The organism is Streptomyces sp. NPDC032126, assembly GCF_055580085.1.
This window is the reverse complement of sequence record NZ_JBVIMA010000015.1, coordinates 1-16,839: the sequence shown is the minus strand read 5'-3', so window position 1 is coordinate 16,839 and position 16,839 is coordinate 1. Positions and strand designations below refer to the sequence as shown.

The 16,839-nt window shown below is 70.7% G+C and carries 16 protein-coding genes; 9 read left to right on the top strand and 7 right to left on the bottom strand.

Going from position 1 to position 16,839, the window contains the following annotated elements; translation table 11 throughout:
* Nucleotides 1-343: 343 nt before the first annotated feature.
* The gene (locus tag ACZ5NW_RS35975) at nt 344-1,612 is read right to left on the bottom strand and encodes an MFS transporter (RefSeq protein ID WP_468748245.1); all 1,269 of its coding nucleotides are present in this window, start codon (nt 1,610-1,612) and stop codon (nt 344-346) included.
* Nucleotides 1,613-1,668: 56 nt separating this feature from the next.
* Complete coding sequence (locus ACZ5NW_RS35970) at nt 1,669-2,790, bottom strand: ArsR/SmtB family transcription factor (protein ID WP_468748244.1); 1,122 nt, start codon at nt 2,788-2,790, stop codon at nt 1,669-1,671.
* A 12-nt stretch (nt 2,791-2,802) separates the two neighbouring features.
* Between ACZ5NW_RS35970 and ACZ5NW_RS35965 the strand changes: the two genes are divergently transcribed.
* The 7 genes from ACZ5NW_RS35965 to ACZ5NW_RS35935 all read left to right on the top strand — a co-directional run bounded on the left by ACZ5NW_RS35965 (nt 2,803) and on the right by ACZ5NW_RS35935 (nt 8,791).
* Complete coding sequence (locus ACZ5NW_RS35965; RefSeq protein ID WP_468748243.1) at nt 2,803-3,495, top strand: response regulator transcription factor; 693 nt, start codon at nt 2,803-2,805, stop codon at nt 3,493-3,495.
* A 366-nt stretch (nt 3,496-3,861) separates the two neighbouring features.
* Complete coding sequence (locus ACZ5NW_RS35960; RefSeq protein ID WP_468748242.1) at nt 3,862-4,788, top strand: alpha/beta hydrolase; 927 nt, start codon at nt 3,862-3,864, stop codon at nt 4,786-4,788.
* Nucleotides 4,789-4,800: 12 nt separating this feature from the next.
* Nucleotides 4,801-5,685 (top strand): short-chain dehydrogenase/reductase, encoded by an 885-nt coding sequence (locus ACZ5NW_RS35955; protein WP_468748241.1) that lies wholly within the window; start codon nt 4,801-4,803, stop codon nt 5,683-5,685.
* Nucleotides 5,686-5,691: 6 nt separating this feature from the next.
* The gene (locus ACZ5NW_RS35950; RefSeq protein WP_468748240.1) at nt 5,692-6,585 is read left to right on the top strand and encodes an SDR family NAD(P)-dependent oxidoreductase; all 894 of its coding nucleotides are present in this window, start codon (nt 5,692-5,694) and stop codon (nt 6,583-6,585) included.
* Between the two features lie 76 nt (nt 6,586-6,661).
* Nucleotides 6,662-7,255 (top strand): TetR/AcrR family transcriptional regulator, encoded by a 594-nt coding sequence (locus ACZ5NW_RS35945; RefSeq protein WP_468748239.1) that lies wholly within the window; start codon nt 6,662-6,664, stop codon nt 7,253-7,255.
* Between the two features lie 605 nt (nt 7,256-7,860).
* Entirely contained in the window at nt 7,861-8,346 is a 486-nt protein-coding gene (locus tag ACZ5NW_RS35940) for a prepilin peptidase (protein WP_468748238.1), read from the top strand.
* A 43-nt stretch (nt 8,347-8,389) separates the two neighbouring features.
* Nucleotides 8,390-8,791 carry a UDP binding domain-containing protein gene (locus ACZ5NW_RS35935; RefSeq protein ID WP_468748237.1) on the top strand — a complete coding sequence of 134 codons (402 nt, stop codon included), beginning with the start codon at nt 8,390-8,392 and terminating at the stop codon, nt 8,789-8,791.
* On the opposite strand, the gene ACZ5NW_RS35930 is transcribed toward ACZ5NW_RS35935, so the two are convergent.
* Nucleotides 8,733-9,395, bottom strand: a complete 663-nt coding sequence (locus ACZ5NW_RS35930) for a restriction endonuclease (RefSeq protein ID WP_468748294.1) — start codon at nt 9,393-9,395, stop codon at nt 8,733-8,735. The two genes, ACZ5NW_RS35935 and ACZ5NW_RS35930, sit on opposite strands and share 59 nt — an antisense overlap.
* Before the next feature lie 627 nt (nt 9,396-10,022).
* Nucleotides 10,023-10,160: a helix-turn-helix domain-containing protein gene (locus ACZ5NW_RS35925; RefSeq protein ID WP_468748293.1), complete on the bottom strand. Its 138-nt coding sequence runs from the start codon at nt 10,158-10,160 to the stop codon at nt 10,023-10,025.
* Between the two features lie 145 nt (nt 10,161-10,305).
* Between ACZ5NW_RS35925 and ACZ5NW_RS35920 the strand changes: the two genes are divergently transcribed.
* Both ACZ5NW_RS35920 and ACZ5NW_RS35915 read left to right on the top strand, forming a co-directional pair.
* Nucleotides 10,306-10,935, top strand: a complete 630-nt coding sequence (locus ACZ5NW_RS35920) for a hypothetical protein (RefSeq protein WP_468748236.1) — start codon at nt 10,306-10,308, stop codon at nt 10,933-10,935.
* A gap of 259 nt (nt 10,936-11,194) precedes the next feature.
* The gene (locus tag ACZ5NW_RS35915) at nt 11,195-13,126 is read left to right on the top strand and encodes an NHL domain-containing protein (protein ID WP_468748235.1); all 1,932 of its coding nucleotides are present in this window, start codon (nt 11,195-11,197) and stop codon (nt 13,124-13,126) included.
* On the opposite strand, the gene ACZ5NW_RS35910 is transcribed toward ACZ5NW_RS35915, so the two are convergent.
* Genes ACZ5NW_RS35910 through ACZ5NW_RS35900 form a run of 3 tightly spaced genes read right to left on the bottom strand, consistent with a single transcriptional unit; the run spans nt 13,111 to nt 16,524 of the window.
* Nucleotides 13,111-13,764: a hypothetical protein gene (locus tag ACZ5NW_RS35910; RefSeq protein ID WP_468748234.1), complete on the bottom strand. Its 654-nt coding sequence runs from the start codon at nt 13,762-13,764 to the stop codon at nt 13,111-13,113. The two genes, ACZ5NW_RS35915 and ACZ5NW_RS35910, sit on opposite strands and share 16 nt — an antisense overlap.
* Entirely contained in the window at nt 13,761-15,488 is a 1,728-nt protein-coding gene (locus tag ACZ5NW_RS35905; protein WP_468748233.1) for a polyprenyl synthetase family protein, read from the bottom strand. Before ACZ5NW_RS35905 ends, ACZ5NW_RS35910 begins: the two co-directional genes overlap by 4 nt.
* Nucleotides 15,481-16,524 carry a hypothetical protein gene (locus ACZ5NW_RS35900; RefSeq protein WP_468748232.1) on the bottom strand — a complete coding sequence of 348 codons (1,044 nt, stop codon included), beginning with the start codon at nt 16,522-16,524 and terminating at the stop codon, nt 15,481-15,483. Before ACZ5NW_RS35900 ends, ACZ5NW_RS35905 begins: the two co-directional genes overlap by 8 nt.
* Nucleotides 16,525-16,839: the final 315 nt, after the last annotated feature.

Sequence of the window (16,839 nt, the reverse complement as noted above, 5' to 3'; positions counted from 1 at the left end):
CGTCGGCCAGGCGGGGGGAGAGGGGACGGGACGGCTGAGGGTTGTCCGCGCTGAACGGCACCGGGATGGCATTCCCATGCTGGGATCTTGCTCGGACAGCACGCCTCAGAAGCGCGTTTCCGTAGGTAGGAGTGCTGTACCAATAACTTCGCGGTGGACCTGTCCGCCGTCCACGCTTCGCGAGGACCCACTGTGCACCTGCCGCCGCGGCATTGCGGAGCTGCTCGCCGGCCTCGATGTGGCATCGCGGTCCCAGGCCGGAGTTCGGGGGCTGGCTAGTGCCGTGGACACTGCCTCGCACCACTGACGGCCGGTCCTCGGCGTCCTGAGCTGATCCGCGCAGTCATTCCGGCTCGGCCGTGCTCACCGCTGTCTCTTCCGGCACGGCGACAGTTGCCGTGCCGTCGGCCGTGGCGAAGGGCTCCTGACCGGGCCGCCGCAGGCCGACGGTTACGAGGGTGAGCGCGGCGGCCACGGACAGGACGACAACGGTGGCTCCCGAGAGCAGGAAGGCGTCCTCGACCCTGGCGAGGGTGATGGCGGTCGAGGCCACGAAGGGGGAGACCGCCAGGGCTCCTGCTACCCCTGCCTCCCACAGGCCGAGCGCCTTCGCCAGATGGTGGCTCGGTATGCGCTGCTGCACCAGTGCGATCAAGGGGATGTCCGTGAGGGCCGAGGTCAGCCCCGTGACGGTCAGGAGAACCACCGCCACGGCATGGGAGGTGACTGTTCCCAGCGGGGCCCGGAAGATCCCCAGCAGGGCCCACGCCAGCACCGCGGCCAGTGCGAGTCTGCGGATGCGCAGGCCGGCCAGGAGCAGGGCACCCACCACTTCGGCGACCCCGGCGACGCCGAGCAGCAGGCCGTACTGGCCGCCCTGTCCCACGACCGCGACCAGTCCGACGGTCAGGAATCCGTTGGTCAGGGTGAGGGCGAGCACGAAGGCCACGATGACCACGAGGACGTCGGGAGCGGCGCGCACGGCCCTGAGTCCGGCGCCGAGATCGGACCACAGCCCGGCCTGACCGCTGGTTGGGGCGGGGCGAGTGACGTGGATGGCGGCCACGGCGGCCGCCGAGCCCAGGAAGGTCAGTCCGTTGACCGCCAGCACCGACTGCAGGGAGCCGAAGGCCAGCAACGGCGCAAGCATGAGCGGTCCGACGAAGAAGGCGGCACGGAAGGCGACTTGCAGCAGTCCATTGGCCTGCTGGAGGCGGTCGTCCGGCACGATCTGCGGGACGATGGCGTTGCGGGCCGGGGCGAATGGTGCGCCGATCAGTGCGAGCAGTGCCGTGGTCGCCACGAGCAGGGGCAGGTTCAGCAGGTTGAGAGAGAGCAGGACGAAAGCCACAGCCACCACGGCGACCCGGGCCAGGTCAGTGGCGATCATCAGCTTCCGGCGGTCGCGGCGGTCGGCATACGAGGCGGCGACGAAGGTGGCCACGAACGCGGGCGCGAACGCGGAGACACTCACCACGGCGACCGCCGTGGGGTCCTTCGTCAGTGACCAGGCCAGCCACGCGGTCGCGGCGGTGTACAGGCCGTCGCCGAAGCGGGAGACGCCCTGGCCGGCAAAGAGAAGCAGGAAGTTGCGGTCCCTCAGCAGTGACATGCCGCCACTGTCGGATCCCGCCGGGCCCCTGATCCACTTATTAGGCGGATGGCTAATCAGTCGTGCTCAACCGCCTTGCCGTCGCCGTGCAGGAAGCTTTCCAGGCTGGGGGTCAGGCCCGTGATCTGTCCGGACGCCAGGCGGTACAGGACGTAGTAGCCCTCGCGGCGGCGCTCCAGCAGGCCCGCGTCCGCCAGCACGCGCAGGTGCTTGGACAAGGCGGCCTCGCTGACTCCGACGAGCGGGGCCAACTCCTGTGTGCTGCGCGGCCGTTCGGCGAGCAGTCGCAGGGTGCGCAGCCGGGTGTCGTCGGCGAGCGCGCGGAGTGTGCCGACAAGGCTGGTCGGTGGAATTCTCGGGCGGGCTTCCCGGACGATCGAGGAGAGGGGGAAGACGAGAGCGGGGGGCCAGGGACCGTCGCAGTTGACGCGGACGTGCGGCCACACATAGGCACTGGGGGCGAGCAGGAGGGTGTCGTCCGGGCCGATGGCGACCTCGTGCTCGTGCGGTCGCTCCAGCCAGAAGCGTTCGGTCTGAGGATCGCTGCGCACCTCCGGCCACAGGCCGCGGAGCATGCCGTACAGGCCGCGCTGCTCGATCTGGTGTCCGGCCTCGCTGACGCCGGCGGCGAGTTCGGGTTCGAGCCGCGCCCATTCGTCCTCGAAGGCCTCCCGCCAGTAGCGCTCCAGCATGTTCAGGAACCGTTCGAGCAGCGCGCCGGGGTTATCGAGGAGCATCGCGGCCATCGCTTCGTCGCTTTCCCTGGCGACTCGCTCCCGCAACAGGCCACGTACCTCCGGTTGGTCAAGCACCTGCGGATCTCTGTCCTCGCCACCGCCCGGCCAGGGCGTGAGCAGGGGGATGGCGAACTCCAAACGGACCAGCTCGGGATCCGCCCCGCGCAGGCCGGCCAGTTCGGCTTCGAAGTCCGCCAGCTGGCCGGTCGGCTGCGGAAAGAGGAACTCGGGGAAGTATGAGCGCACCGCGTAGGAGAACGCCTCGATCTCCCGCTTCAGCGCCGGGGACAGCTTGCGCATCGCACGCACCCAACTGTGCTGGACGGGGTGGTGCTTGGGCTCCACCAGCACATGGAGACTCAGTACGGCTTCCATCGTCGGCGAGTAGGCGAACGCCACCCGCTCCGCACCGCCGACAGGGACCCGGAACACGATCGTCATGACCCGTCATCCTTGCCGCACGGCGTCCTCGACGGGAGGCACGCCGCGCCCGAAGACGGCTTCTGCACCACTTGCCTGCGCGCGGCGGGCGGCCCTGCGGCGAGCGGGAATCGCCGCAGGGCCGCCCGGCAGCCCGAGTACTTCCGCATCCCACCTGCCGGCGATCATGCGACCGCCTGCACCGACCGTAGAACAATCCTGCTCGACCTGCGTCTCCCCGACCGCCTCGCCGCCGACGTCGTCCCGGCGGTGCACCGGGTCAGTCCCGACAGCCGCGTCCTGCTCTTCACCGCCTTCCCCGAACACGCCGCCGTCGCACCGACGTTGGCCGCTGGAGCCAGCGGACTACTCGTCAAGGACGCCGGCGGCACGGCCGTGCGCGACGCGATCCGCAGCGTGGCCCGCACCGGCGCCTTCCGCGCCGACCTCCCCGGCGCCTCCGCGGCTCCCGTTACCGCGCGCGAGTACGACGCGCTGCGCCTGGTCGCGGCCGGATACACCAACCCGGAGATCGGCGACGAGCTGAACCTGTCGGTCAACACCGTCAAGAGCTATCTCCGGGAAGAGATGCACAAGCTCGGCGCCCGCAACCGGGCGCCGCTCATCGCCAACGCCCGCACGGGGGGTAAGCGGGAGTGCAGCACCTACGCCAGAGCGGACGAGACCTCGGTGGGAGGGGCTGAAAGCAGCTGCCCGCGCAGATGACCTTGCCTTCGCGGTTGTGCGGGGCGGCGGTGAGGTGCGCTCACGCGGGCCTGGCGTAAGAACGTCTCACCGTCGGGGCGTGATCGACGACGAGCAACCGGCGCCAGGCATGGTCGAGGGGGTCCTCGGTCGCGCGGCGGGGGCGGCGGCCCTCAGCGGGGTGGCGTCGCTGTAGCGGCCGGAGTCGACCAGTGTCTGCCGCGTGTGGTGCTGAGCCAGGGCGTGGCTCAGGACTCAGCGGAGACGTGACGGGTTCGTTGCCGTCGGTTTGCTTTACACCCCTGCAATGTTGGGCTAACTTCCAATGTTGGAAGTGATTCCAAGTTTCAGCGACTCCAACGATTCGAGCGGTGTTACGGAGGTCCGATGGCCGACCGATTGGATGTGACGTTTCCTTCGGGGCCGGACGAGTGTCACGCCTGGCTGTACCTGCCCGAGGGCGGGGGGCGGCGTCCCGTGGTGGTCATGGCACACGGTCTCGGTGGGGTCCGCGAGATGCGGCTGGACGCCTACGCCGAGCGTTTCGCCGCCGCCGGCTACGCGTGCCTGGTGTTCGACTACCGGCACTTCGGGGCCAGCGGCGGTCAGCCGCGACAGCTCCTGAGTGTCGGACGACAGCTCCAGGACTGGCGGGCCGCCGTGGCGTACGCGCGCTCCCGGCCGGAGACCGATCCCCGGCGCGTGGTCCTGTGGGGCACCTCTTTCGGCGGCGGCCATGTCCTGGCGACAGCGGCCCAGGACCCGGCCGTCGCCGCCGTCATCGCCCAGGGCCTGTTCACCGACGGTGTCGCCTCTGCCCTGGCGATGCGCCCTGACACGTCGGTGAAGGTGATGGCCCGCGCTGTCCGTGACGTGGTCGGCGCCCGCCTTGGGCGCCCTCCCGTCATGATCGCGACGGCGGGACCGCCCGGATCCGCCGCGTTGATGACCGCTGCGGACGCCGAGCCCGGCTACCTGGCCCTCGTGCCCAAGGACGCGCCCTTCTCCAACCAGGTTGCGGCGCGGTTCGCCCTGGACATCCTCCGCTACCGGCCGGGCCGCCGGACCGCGAAGATCGCATGCCCGGTGCTGTTCTGCGTATGCGAGCACGACAGCGTGGCCCCTGCGCGGCCCACCCTGCGCCATGCCCGCAGGGCCCCGCGAGGCGAGATCCGCCTCTACCCCGACGGCCACTTCGACATCTACCTCGGCGAGCCCTTCGAACGCGTTGTCACGGACCAGCTCGCCTTCCTTGCGCGACACGTCCCCATCGGCTCCGCACGCGGTCAAGCCCTGGGACCCGCGACACCCTGAAAGAGGTACGAGATGCCCACCTACCCGATTGCGGGTAAGACCGTCTTCATCACCGGCGCAGCCGGAGGCATCGGTGCGGCCACCGCCCGCTCGCTGCACTCGCGCGGAGCCAACGTGGTCCTCGCCGACCGGGGCATCGACGCCACATCGGCCCTCGCCCGCGACCTCGGCGGCGACAGGACACTGGCGCTGTCGGTGGATGTCACCGACAGCGCCGCACTGGCCGACGCGGTGGACCGTACGGTCGACCGGTTCGGCGGCCTGGATGTCGTCTTCGCCAACGCGGGGATCGCGGCCGATCCGCCGGCGACGATCGCCACCATCGACCCAGCCATGTTCGAGCGCGTCGTCGACGTGGACCTGCTGGGCGTCTGGCGCACCGTTCGCGCCGCACTGCCACACGTCATCGCGGTGCGCGGGCACGTCCTGGTCACCGCTTCGGTGTACGCCTACTTCAACGGCATGACCAACGCCTCCTACGCCATGGCGAAGGCCGGAGTCGAGCAGTTCGGCCGCGCCCTGCGCGCCGAACTCGGCATCCACGGAGCCAGCGCCGGGGTGCTCTACCCCGGCTGGGTCCACACGCCGATCGCTGGAGCAGCCTTCGGTAGCAACGACATCACCACCCGCATGCGCGAGATCGCCTTCCCGTCCCTGCTCGGCAAGGCCATCGCCCCCACGCGCGTGGCGGACGCCGTCGTTCGCGGCATCGAGAACCGGTCGGCCCGTGTCATGGTCCCTCGCAGGTGGGTACCGTTTTCGGCCCTGCGCGGCGTCCTTAACCCCGTCACCGATCTCATCGCCGAGCGCCACCCCGAACTGCGCCGGCTCCTGCGCCGACTCGAGGAATCGGCCGGCCCCACAGGCAAGTCCCCGCAGACCAACTCATCGAGGTAGGCCGTCATGACCCGTTACGACCTGGCCGGGCGCACCGTTGCCCTCACCGGCTCCACCGGCGGCCTCGGTATCGCCCTGGCCAAGGCCCTGCGTGAGCGGGGTGCCAACCTTGCGCTGCTCGACCTCGACGCCAGGGCGGCCCAGGCCCAGGCGGAGAAATTGGGTGGCGACACAGTCGCCCGGGGCTGGGGCGTGGAAGTCCGCGACCTCGCCGGACTGCAGACGGCCATGGACGAGGCCGCCGCACACTTCGGGCGCCTTGATGTCGCCGTCGCCGGCGCCGGCATCGACACCATGGCCCCCCTGGCGACCATCGACCCTGCCGCCTATGAGCGCGTGATCGACATCAACCTCAACGGCGTCTGGCGCACCTTCCGCGCGGCTCTGCCGCACGTCGAGGCCCAACGCGGCTATCTCCTCGCGATCTCCTCCATGGCCGCCTTCGTGCACTCACCGCTCCAGATCTCCTACACCGCGAGCAAGGCCGGCGTGTGGGCGATGTGCGACAGCCTTCGCCTGGAGGTTCGCCACCTGGGCGTCGGTGTCGGCAGCGCCCACCCCACGTTCTTCCGCACTCCGATGATGGACGACGTGACCTCGGACCCCGCCGGGCAGGCCCTCTGGGGCGGCAACGCCAAGGGGTTGTGGAAGATGGTGCCGCTGGAGAAGGTCATCACCGGCATCGTCCGCGGCATCGAGCGCCGTGCGGACCGCGTCGTCGTCCCCAGGTCCCTCACCCTGACCGCGAACGCTCCCGGTCTGTTCCGGCCGGTAGTCGAACGTATCGGTTTCCGCCCTCAGACGGTCCAGCGCGCCCTCGGCCTCGCCTCGGGGTCGGGCTGGCACGACCCGGCGGTGCATGAGCGCCACCAGTCCGGTTCCCGCCGAATTCCAGGCTGAAAGAAGCGGCCCAGGGGGCCCGGCCGTTCGAGTACCTCGTAAAGTAGCGGAGACCATGACAAGCAAGGTCACACGCATGACACGTCGGGCCGCCGCGACCCGTGCGGCCATCGTCGACGCCGCCGAGGAACTGCTGGCCTCCGGAGGCCCCGAGGCGGTCACCTTGGAAGGCGTTGCCGAACGTGCGGACGTCGCCGTGCAGACGGTGTACAACCGCGTGGGCGGCCGCGCGGCCGTTCTCATCGCGGTTGCCGAGCGGGCGCTCGAGGACAATCGGACCTACATGGACGAAGCCTACGCTGCCCCGGGCACCCCGGTGGAACGCATCAGGGCCGCCTCGGCCGCGTACGTCCGCTTCGCCGCCGAGCGCCCGCACCAGTTCCGCCTGCTGGCCCAGCCGCCGGACGAACCCGCGGCCCTGGAACGGGTCGCCGCGCTCGTCGACGAGCAGAACGCCAAACTCGCCGCCGCCCTGGCCGACGGGGTGGCCGACGGTTCGCTCGCCGCTGACCTCGATCCCGCCACCACCGCCACCGCGTTGTGGGCCGCCATGAACGGCGTTCTCGGCCTCTCCTGGCGCGCGGACCGACTCCGCGCTGACGCCTCCCATGTGACGGAACTCGTCGCCGCTGTGGAAAGGGTGGTTCTTCGCGGACTGCTCGTCCGCTGAAGTCCGCGCAGGGCCGTGCCACCGTACATTCGCTGACGCACTGCGGAGGCGTGCGGCACCGGGCGAGTGGGGGCGGTAGTGGAGTCTGGCCGGCGGTGCGGGGGCTTTCACGCCGCTGTGGTTGAGGGGGGACAGTGACGCGGCCTGACCCGAACGGGTCGCGCTCTCGACGTTCAGCCGATTGCCCTGATGCCCGAGCCGTGGCGGCCGACCGAGGTGTTCCGGCGGTCGGACGCCTCCTGAGTACACCATGCTGGTGCCTGAGCCGTGAGGCAGGGAACGGGGGTGCTGAAAGCACGTGCTCCCAAATCGTGGGGCGTCCGCGATATCCGAACGGAGCTGAGTTTAGGCTCGGTTGGGTGGAGACGTTGGTGGTTGTTGTGGTGGCTGTTGTGTGGGGTGCTGGCACGGGCCTGTTGATTCCTCGCCCGGCGTACCGGCTCTCGGTGCCCTTTGACGAACCCTGGCGGTCAGCGTGTCCGGCGGGTCATCCGCTTGCGGGGTTCGTTCGTGGGTGGCTGGGGCGTGCTCGCTGTGCCGGCGGGCATGCCTTCGGTCCGAGTGCGCTCTTGGCCGCTGCTGGCACGGCTGTGGTCTGTGCCGTATTGGCGGTCGTCACCGGGGTGCGTCCCGAGCTGGTGGTGTGGTTGTTGTTCGCTCCGGCTGCGGTGCTGCTGGCCGCTGTCGACGTCGCGGCCCACCGGCTGCCTGATGTGCTGATGCTGCCGCTTGCGGTGGCCGTGCCGGCGTTGCTGGGCGTGGCCGCGTTGCTGCCCGGCGCGGGCGGGAGTTGGACGGCCGCGCTGCTGGGTTCCCTCGTCCTGGCGGTTTGCGCGTTCATGCTGTTCCTGCTTGGTAAGGGTTTCGGGTTCGGTGATGTGAAACTCTCTCTCGTGCTGGGTGCCGTCCTGGGCTGGTACGGCTGGGTGATCGTTCTGGTCGGTACGTTCGCCGGCTATGTGCTGGGTGCGCTGTACGGGATGGCGCTGCTTGTTACGGGCCGGGCGGGACGGGCAAGCAGGATCGCGTTCGGCCCGTTCTTGCTGGCCGGGGCGTTCGTCGGCGTGCTCCTGGGCTCTCACGTTTGGTGACTTTCGAACAGGTGCAGTCCGCCTGAGCAGCCGTCAACCGGCTTTGTCATGCCGCCGCGAGCGCGTCGTCACCCTGGCCCGCCAGCAGCTCGGCGGCGACGTGCGGGGCAAGCGGATCACCGTCTGGGGCGCTGCCTTCAAGCCCGAGACCGACGACATCCGCGACTCGCCCGCCCTCGCCGTCGCCCAGGTCCTGCACGACCTCGACGCCTCGGTCACTGTCACCGACCCCAAGGCCTTCGACTACGCCGACGACCCGATCGCCGCCGCACAGGACGCCGGCCTGCTGCTGCACCTGACCGAGTGGCCCGCCTACCAGCACATCGCCCCCGTCCGCCTCGCCTCCCGCGTCGCGAACCCGAAGGTGATCGGCGCCCGCGGCACCCTCACCGCCGACGACTGGCTCGGCGCTGGGTGGACCTACCGAGCCCTCGGCCGGCCCTGACGGCTAAAGGCCAGCACCGCAGCGGGGGGGAGGGGGGGGGGGGGGGGGGGGGGGGGGGGGGGGGGAGGGGAGGGGGGGGGGGGGGGGGGGGGGGGGGGGGGGGGGGGGGGGGGGGGGGGGGGTTGCTCTTCCCCCCCCCCCCCCCCCCCCCCCCCCCCCCCCCCCCCCCCCCCCCCCCCCACACCCCCCCCCCCCCCCCCCCCCCCCCCCCCCCCCCCCCCCCCCGCCGGCGACGCTGTCCCGGCAGCCGTCGGGAGGGCTTGACCCCTTCCAGCACCTTCACCAACGGCTGGCCCTCAGAGGCCCACAGCTCCAGGCGTCCCCGGTCGATCAGATGGACGCCGTACGTCTCGCCCCACTCCAGCGCCGGCAGGGTGAAACGGCCGTTGGTGACTAGCACCGCGAACCGGGCGCCGTGGACCGGCTGCGCGGTGCCGTTGAGCTGCTGCAAGGCATCCACCCCGATGGCCTTGCCCTCCCAGCCGTCTCGCTTGTGCTTGCACTGAACGGCCCAGATCCGGCCGTCAGCGTCCACACCGCGAACGTCACAGACGTCATCGTGCGCTCCGCCGACCCGCTCGGCTTCGAAGCCGTCGCGGCGCATCAAGTCCCGTACCGCGAACTCGAACTCGCGGTGGTGCAGAGGGTCGATCTTCTTCAGCGGCATCCGCACCCCCCTGGCCCGCCGCTCCTCCCACCGGCGGCGCTGCTCGCCGGCCAGACCCCAGACGGCCAGCAGCATGAACGCCACCTGCGGCACAACGGCATAGATCCCCCAGTGCTCGTTCAGCCAGGACCCCAGCCAGATCCCGAACCCGACCACCGCTGCGAGGATGGCCCCCGCTGCGCCGATCAGCACGCCGCCGCGTAGCCCTTCCGGCGCGACCCACCGTTCCGCCCCGGCCGACCCGCGGACCGGGGCCGCGAGGTCCACCGTGAGGTCTGCGTCCGGACCTCCGTCCGTAACCGCGGGCGGCTGGGTTAAGCCGCCGGAATCCTCGCCGTCGCCGGACCACTTACCGCCATGCCCTTCAGCCTCAACCATTCCTGTCCCTCCCCGAGTTGACGTAACAGGTCAGGCAGCCACTCCACCACAGGGCACCGACATCTCTCCTCAGCCTTAGCCCGCCGACCAGGCGACACCAAACAAAGGAACCGCCATCTGCGCGGTGGAGGTCGTGACCGCCTCACGGCTCCCATCTGCGGCCGGGAACCCAATGTGGCGGAACGCTCAGGGCTCGCTGCGGCGCGGAGCGCCGCGCGAATGGAATGTGGCTCCTGCGTCCTCGAGCACGCGGTGCACGCCCCCGTACGAGCGGCCCGTCTCCTCGGCCGGAGCCTGATCGACTTGCCTCCCTCCTACTTCGATTTGAGGGGGTCGGCGGCGAGCTCTTTCGCGGTCCGAGCCGGGCCCCCGAGCACCGCCTAGACAGCTATGTGTTCAACGGAGGAGTCCTGACTCTTGCCGACCTGGAGGCCATTCGGCGGCCTTCGCAGGGCCGGGGGTGAGGCGGGTGAAGTGTTCGGTCTGGATGATCTGGGTGCGGTCGGCTTCGGGGAGGCGGGCGAGGACCCCCGGCAGGGCCGCTCACGCGCGACTTCGCCGTTACGCCTTCTACCTCACCCAGAGCTGGCGCGACGCCGGCGAACCCGCGAAGGCGCTCGCCGCGTACGACAAGCGGGCGGCCATGGCCGGCTTCGACGAGGAGGCGTTCTGCGCCCGGCTCTACGCGGCCCGCCTCGCGGTGACGCTCAAGCGCCGGATGCCCGAGGTGACGGCCCGCTTCCTCGACGCGCACGAGTACCGGCCCGCCCGGGCCGAACCGCTCGGCGAGCTCGCGCACCTGTTCCGCGTGACCGGGGAACGGTGGCCGCTGGCCTATCTGTTCGCGCGGCGCGCGGTGGAGATCCCGCGCCCGAGGGACGTGCTCTTCGTCGAGCACGGCTGGTACGACTGGCGGGCGCTGGACGAGCTGGCCGTGTCGTCGTACTGGATGGGCGATTACCGCGAGTCCCTGGAGTGCTGCGAGCGGCTGCTGGACGGCGGGAAGCTGCCCGACGCCCATCGAGAACAGGTCCTCGCCAACCGCGACTTCGCCCGCGCCGGGCTGACCGTCGGCGCTCCCCGCCCGCAGCCGGTCTGACATCACACGAAGGGGCCCCTCCCGCTCGGGAAGGGCCCCTTCGGTGATTCGAATCGCACGTTCTGCGGCGGCGGCAATTCGGCGGATATTCGGGGAATCGATTCCGCAGCGTATTCGAGGGGGCAATAACGATTCTCCGGCCCTCGAGGAAACGCCCAGAACGAGTGACGCTCCCTTGTTCGCACATTTGCCCGCGCCACGATGTGCGGGCCCGCAGACGGCGGGCTCCCGTACACGACCTGCGATCAAAGGAGATTGCGTGACTACGACAACAGCCACCATGGACGAGATGGAGACCGACAGTCTCCAGACGGGGATCATCCGGACCTACGCGGGAACCGGCGTCTGGGACTTCGCGGGTGACTCCATGCATCGGCTCCAGGCGGCCTTCCGGGCACTGCGCGGACTGGCCATCTCGCCCAACGGTGACATCTACATCAGCGACCGGGACAACCACCGGGTCCGCAGGGTCAATCGCGACGGAATCGTCAGCACCGTCGCCGGTCAGGGCGACTCCTGCTACGAGCAGGCAGCCGGACAGGCCACGTCGTACCACCTGGCCGCCCCGAGCGGACTCGCGGTCGACAGCAAGGGCAACCTGTACATCGTCTGCGACTGGTACAACCGGATCATGAAGGTGGAGGCCAACGAGGACGGCGACATCACCCCCGACGCCGCGATCACCACCGTGGCCGGCGGCGGCGACTCGCTGGACGACGTCTTCGGCACCTCCTGCAACCTCGATCTCTGGGAGTTCAGCGGCCTGGCCGTCGACAAGAACGACAACGTCTACTTCTCGGAGACCGGGCGCCACCGGGTCCGTTACCTGTCGCCCGACGGCATGGTGGTGACGGTCGCCGGCCGCAGGGGACTTGCGGGCAACGAGGGAGACGGCCAGCAGGCCACCTCGGCCAAGCTCAACCAGCCGAACGGCCTGGCCTTCGACAGCAAGGGCCGGCTGTTCATCGCGGACAGCGCGAACCACCGCATCCGGTACCTGGACGTCACCAAGCGCACCCTCAGCGCCTACGCCGGAAGCAGCAAAGGCGAAGCCGGCACCAGGGGCGACGGCGGCCAGGCGCAGTCCGTGTTGCTGAACTACCCGACCGACGTGATCTTCGACGCCGAGGACTCGCTGTACATCGCGGACAAGCACAACCATGCCATCCGCCGGGTCAAGGGCGGCAAGATGGTCACGATCGCCGGCCGACTGGCCCAGGAGGGCTTCTTCGGCGACTCCGGCCAGGCGACCTCGGCCCTGCTGACCCACCCGAACGCCGTACTGGTGGACCACCGCGGCCATCTGTACATCTCGGACTCCGGGGGTGCGAGCGACCGGGTGCGCCGCGTCATCCGTGTCTCCTCGACAGCCAAGAAGACCGACTCCAAGGCCGACCTGTACGGCGAGCCCGTCCACATCGCCAGCATGCCCGTCAACGGGCACGCCGCGCTGGGCGTCCGGGTCGGCAACCGCGGGCCTGCCACGGTGGACGGCGGCCAGGTGACGGTGACGCTCACCCTGCCGAACGAGCTGGTGTCCTCCGAGGACCACTCCCAGCACGTCTTGACCAAGAAGTTCCCCGGGCAGACGCTGCCGCCGAACGGCCTGCTGGACGGTACCTTCCAGGTCTTCGCACCCAGCACCACCAAGCCGGGCGTCTACCACGCGACGGCCCAGATCACCTACACGCCGGACGGCAAGAAGCCCGAACCGATCACCGTGCAGCTGACCATCATGGTGGTGGCGGACTCGGACGTCTCCAGCGACCCGGCGAAGCTGCGCATCGAGCAGAGCGGGATGCCTTCCGCCAACTCCAAGACGCTTTACAGCACGATCACCGTGCTGGTCTGGCCCACGGTCACCGGCGCCAAGATCAAGACCGCGGATCTGCCGTGCTCCATGAAACTCCCCACCGGATGGAGCTTCACCGGCACCCACGCCCGGTACGGCTACGTCGGCGGCGGAAACGAGGACGGCCGCATCGACAAACCCGTCTACTCCGCCGACAAGAAGAGCGTGACCTTCAGTTTCGCTCCTCACCTCAACCTCACCGAGAACGACCGCGAGCCGCTCAATCTCACCTTCGCGGTGATGCCGAACGGCGAGGCGAAGAAGGACACCGTGACCTCGGACGGCGAGGCCAAGGTCGGTGACCACACAACCCAGTTGAGCGGTTACGTGCAGTCCTGATCCACCGCGGTGCCGTCCGGGATCCCCGCTCCGCCCCCGGACGGCACCGTCGCCTGCGCCGCGACCACCGGCCCCAGGACGTCCACGATGCCGAGCACCACATCGCGGTACAGGTGCAACCCCGTCTCCATCGCGGGCAGTTCGGCGGGCGCGCGTTCCTCGGCGGCGGGAGCCCCCCGCAGGACACCCGCCACGACCGCCGACCCCGTCGCCCGCAGCCAGCGCAGGGGAAGGTCCAGCGCGGCCGGGCGGGCGGCCGCCGCGAGGCCGGTGCCCGGTCCCGCGAACGGTGCCCGGGCCGACTCCCGCAGCCAGCGCAGCGGAAGGTCGAGGACCGCGCCGGCACGGTCCAGCGGAAGCGTCTCCGCCTCCCCTCCCTCGGCCATGAAGTCCTCCCACTCCATGAGGTCGAACAGGAACTGCCCCGCCTTGTACGGCGGCCAGGAGTCCAGCGTGTCCAGCCAGGCCCGGGCCCGCTCCGGCTGGTCGCGGCGGACCTGGGCGCCCCGGCGGGCCAAGGTGCACAGCGCGGCCCGCGTCCAGCGGTTGGCGGTGGTCAGCGCGGTGAGCGCGGCCCGGTCCACGGGGGTGAGGGCTTCTTCGGGCGCGGGCGGCGCCCCGGTGTCGACGGCGGTCACAGGGGGCGGGTGGTGACGTAGTGGGCGATCTGGCGGAGCACGGCCTTTCCTTCGTTCTCGGGGATGTGGGCGAGGTCGGTCTCGAAGCGCCGGATGCCCTCGTCGGCCAGTTGGTCGGCGAGCTGGACGGCGTACTCGATGGAGCCGTACTCGTGCATGGCGGCCAGCAGGGTCTCGGCGTCCTGCTGGGTCTTGTCGGCGCGCCGGTGGCGGATGATCTCCTCGAAGGGCATGCGCTGTGCGGCGGTGGGCACGGTGCGGAAGAGATGGATGAGCATCACCGTGCGCTTGCCCTCCAGGAGATCCCCGAGCGCCTCCTTGCCGTACCGGGCCTCGTCGCCGACGAGGTTGAGGATGTCGTCCTGTATCTGGAAGGCGATACCGATCAGCCGGAAGGCCTCGTCGAAGCGGGCGAGGACCGCGGGGTCGGTGACACCGGCGCAGACGGCGCCGATCCGGCAAGGGCTGATACAGGTGTACCAGCCGGTCTTCTTGGTGCTCATGTGGAAGTAGTCGGCGTCGGTGTCGGGCACCACGTTCCGGTGGATCCAGCCCAGTTCGATCGCCTGGCCCTCGACGCTCTCCCGGCACATGTGCAGCGTCTCGTGGATCAGTGCGAGGGTGCGGGCGAGTCCGAGCGTCTCCAGGTTGGACAGGACGGCGTCGATCGCGAGCAGGTTCAGGCCGTCGCCGACGTTGACGGCGAGGCCCTCGCCGTACTGGGCATGCAGCGTGGGCAGGCCCCGGCGGTGGGTGGACTCGTCGGCGATGTCGTCGTGCACCAGGAAGCCGTTGTGGAACAGCTCCAGGGCCGCGGCGGCCCGTACGGCGTCCTCGGCACGGCCGCCCAGGGCGAGACAGGCCGCGATGGTGAGCGTGGGGCGCAGGCCCTTGCCCTGCCGGGCGGGGTAGGCCCGCATCAGGTCGTACAGGTCGCGCCGGGGCTCGGCCTGGTCGGGAATCAGCCGGACCATCTCGCGGGCGGTCCGGGCCCGGCAGGCGGCCATCGTCTCCATCAGGTCCGCGTCGGTGAGCGTCAGCTCCTCCCACCAGGGCGCGCTGGAGCGCCCGTCCCAGAGGGAGCGGGGGCGGGTGAGCACGGTTCCGCCGATCCGGTCGTCGGCGGTGCCGGCGTTCTCCGGGCGGCGGCGCGCGAGATAGTCGAGCGCCTGCCAGCCGGCGATGTCCCGATGCCGTTCGTCGCCGTCGGCGGGGCCGGGCTCGGCGGGGTCGGGTGCGGCGGGGTCGGTGTGGCCCCACAAGTGGGGGCTGTGGGCGCGGTAGTCCTGCCACAGTCCCTGGACGGCGCGGAGCCCGGAGGCCCGCTGCGACAGCAGGGCGAAGGCTCGCCACACCGCGAGCACCTTCTCGCGCTCGCCCTGGATGTCGAGGCTCGCGGGCAGGATCTGGTCCACCGGTCGGCGCTGAAGGTCGAAGAGGAGGTTCATGGCCCGGTCGTCGAAGGCGGCCCGGACGTCGGGAGCCTCCTGCGGGACGGGCGTCCCCTCCCCCTGAGCGGGCGGGACCGGCGTGACGAGCAGTCGGCTGTGCCGTGTCGTGAGGGTGGCGGCGCTGGTGTCGTTGAACTCCAGGCCGAGAACGATCCCGCGCATCTCCTCGGCCGCCGCGGCGACCACGGCCGGTGCGCGCTCGGCCAACGCGTCGACCGTCGCGCCGAGCAGCCGCGCCCCGGTCCACCCGGGGGTGCCGGCCGGCTCAGTCATCGCACGCCCCGCCCGCGAACTCCACGACCGCGCCCATGGCGAAGCCGACGCGCTCCGAGCCGAGGTTCAACTCGACCGTGCAGGGGCCCAGGGTCTCGTGCACGCTGAACGGGCGCAGTCCACTCTCGGAGGGGTTGGCGATGCGTGCGGCGGTCCGGGAGGTGAAGTCGAGCCTCAGCCGGTCCGCGCCGCACTCCGCGGTCACCACCAGACGTCCGGGTACGGCGGCCATGGGCGCGGTACCCAGCAGCCCGGCCAGCGGCGGCACGAGCTCCACCCGGTCGCGATCGAGCTCACCCGCGACGGCCACCCGCAGGGCGCGGCGGGGAAAGTGGCGGACGAGACGGCCGTGGCGCCACACCATCACGGAGCCGTTCGCCGCCCCGGGCGGCCGCACCGGCTGGATGAGGGTGAAGACGACCGAGGTGGGCGGAGCGGAACCCGGGTCGCCCGTGCAGTCGTTGACGAATCCGAAGACCCAGCCGCCGAGAAGCGGCCAGCTCCAGCGTCCCCGTACCCGCTCGTGGTAGCCGACCAGTTCGGCAGTCACCGTGTGTTCACCGAAGCCGAGCCGGGCCTCGCCAAGCACACCGGGCTCGGACTGCCAGCGCAGATGCTCATGGTCACCGAACGCCGCGGTCTGAGCCGTACAGGCCCGGCCGGTGCGCCGGAGCGCCGCCCGCAGGGCCGGTGCCCCCGAGCGGGCGGCGATCCGCAGCTCCCCCGCCGGGCCGTGCGGGTGGGGCGTACGGAACGACGACCACGGTTCGGCATCCGCCTCGGCGTTGAACTGACTGGAGTGCCAGCCGAGTTGCTCGTCGTGCAGAAGCAGGATCGCCCGCCGGTGCGGTTCGCCCGGGTCACCTGGTTCGGTGCCGAGCCACGACAGGTTGGCGATGACGGCCTGGGCCGCGTCGCGGGAGAGGAACGCGTAGTGGAGCCACCGTCGCTCCAGTACATCGGTGAAGGCGGCGGCGGGGAACGGGCCGGCTGGACCGAGCCGCGAGGCATCGGACCGCTTCGACAAGGTCTGCACATGGCTTACTTACCGTGCGTAATCAATCAGGCGCAAATCGCGACATTCGCGGTGGAGTGCCGCCCTGGCCGCGCCGACGGGCGAGGAAACGAAGCGCCGGTGGCGGCCGCCACCTCCTCCTCGCTCACCCCCCGCCGACGCCGCGATCACCCGATCGAGTGCTCGCTCGGGTCAGTGCGCTTGACTACTTGAAGCGGACGCCTGGCCTGCGTTCTTGACCGTCAGCGGAAGCAGCTTCTTGCCCGTCGGGCCGACCTGGATCTCGGTCTGCATCGCGGGGCAGACGCCGCAGTCGAAGCACGGCGTCCAGCGGCA

Coding starts and splice junctions, on each gene's coding strand:
- ACZ5NW_RS35975 (WP_468748245.1), bottom strand. CDS start 1,612: ATGTCACTGCTGAGGGACCGCAACTTCCTGCTTCTCTTTGCCGGCCAG.
- ACZ5NW_RS35970 (WP_468748244.1), bottom strand. CDS start 2,790: ATGACGATCGTGTTCCGGGTCCCTGTCGGCGGTGCGGAGCGGGTGGCG.
- ACZ5NW_RS35960 (WP_468748242.1), top strand. CDS start 3,862: ATGGCCGACCGATTGGATGTGACGTTTCCTTCGGGGCCGGACGAGTGT.
- ACZ5NW_RS35955 (WP_468748241.1), top strand. CDS start 4,801: ATGCCCACCTACCCGATTGCGGGTAAGACCGTCTTCATCACCGGCGCA.
- ACZ5NW_RS35950 (WP_468748240.1), top strand. CDS start 5,692: ATGACCCGTTACGACCTGGCCGGGCGCACCGTTGCCCTCACCGGCTCC.
- ACZ5NW_RS35945 (WP_468748239.1), top strand. CDS start 6,662: ATGACACGTCGGGCCGCCGCGACCCGTGCGGCCATCGTCGACGCCGCC.
- ACZ5NW_RS35930 (WP_468748294.1), bottom strand. CDS start 9,395: ATGCGCCGCGACGGCTTCGAAGCCGAGCGGGTCGGCGGAGCGCACGAT.
- ACZ5NW_RS35905 (WP_468748233.1), bottom strand. CDS start 15,488: ATGACTGAGCCGGCCGGCACCCCCGGGTGGACCGGGGCGCGGCTGCTC.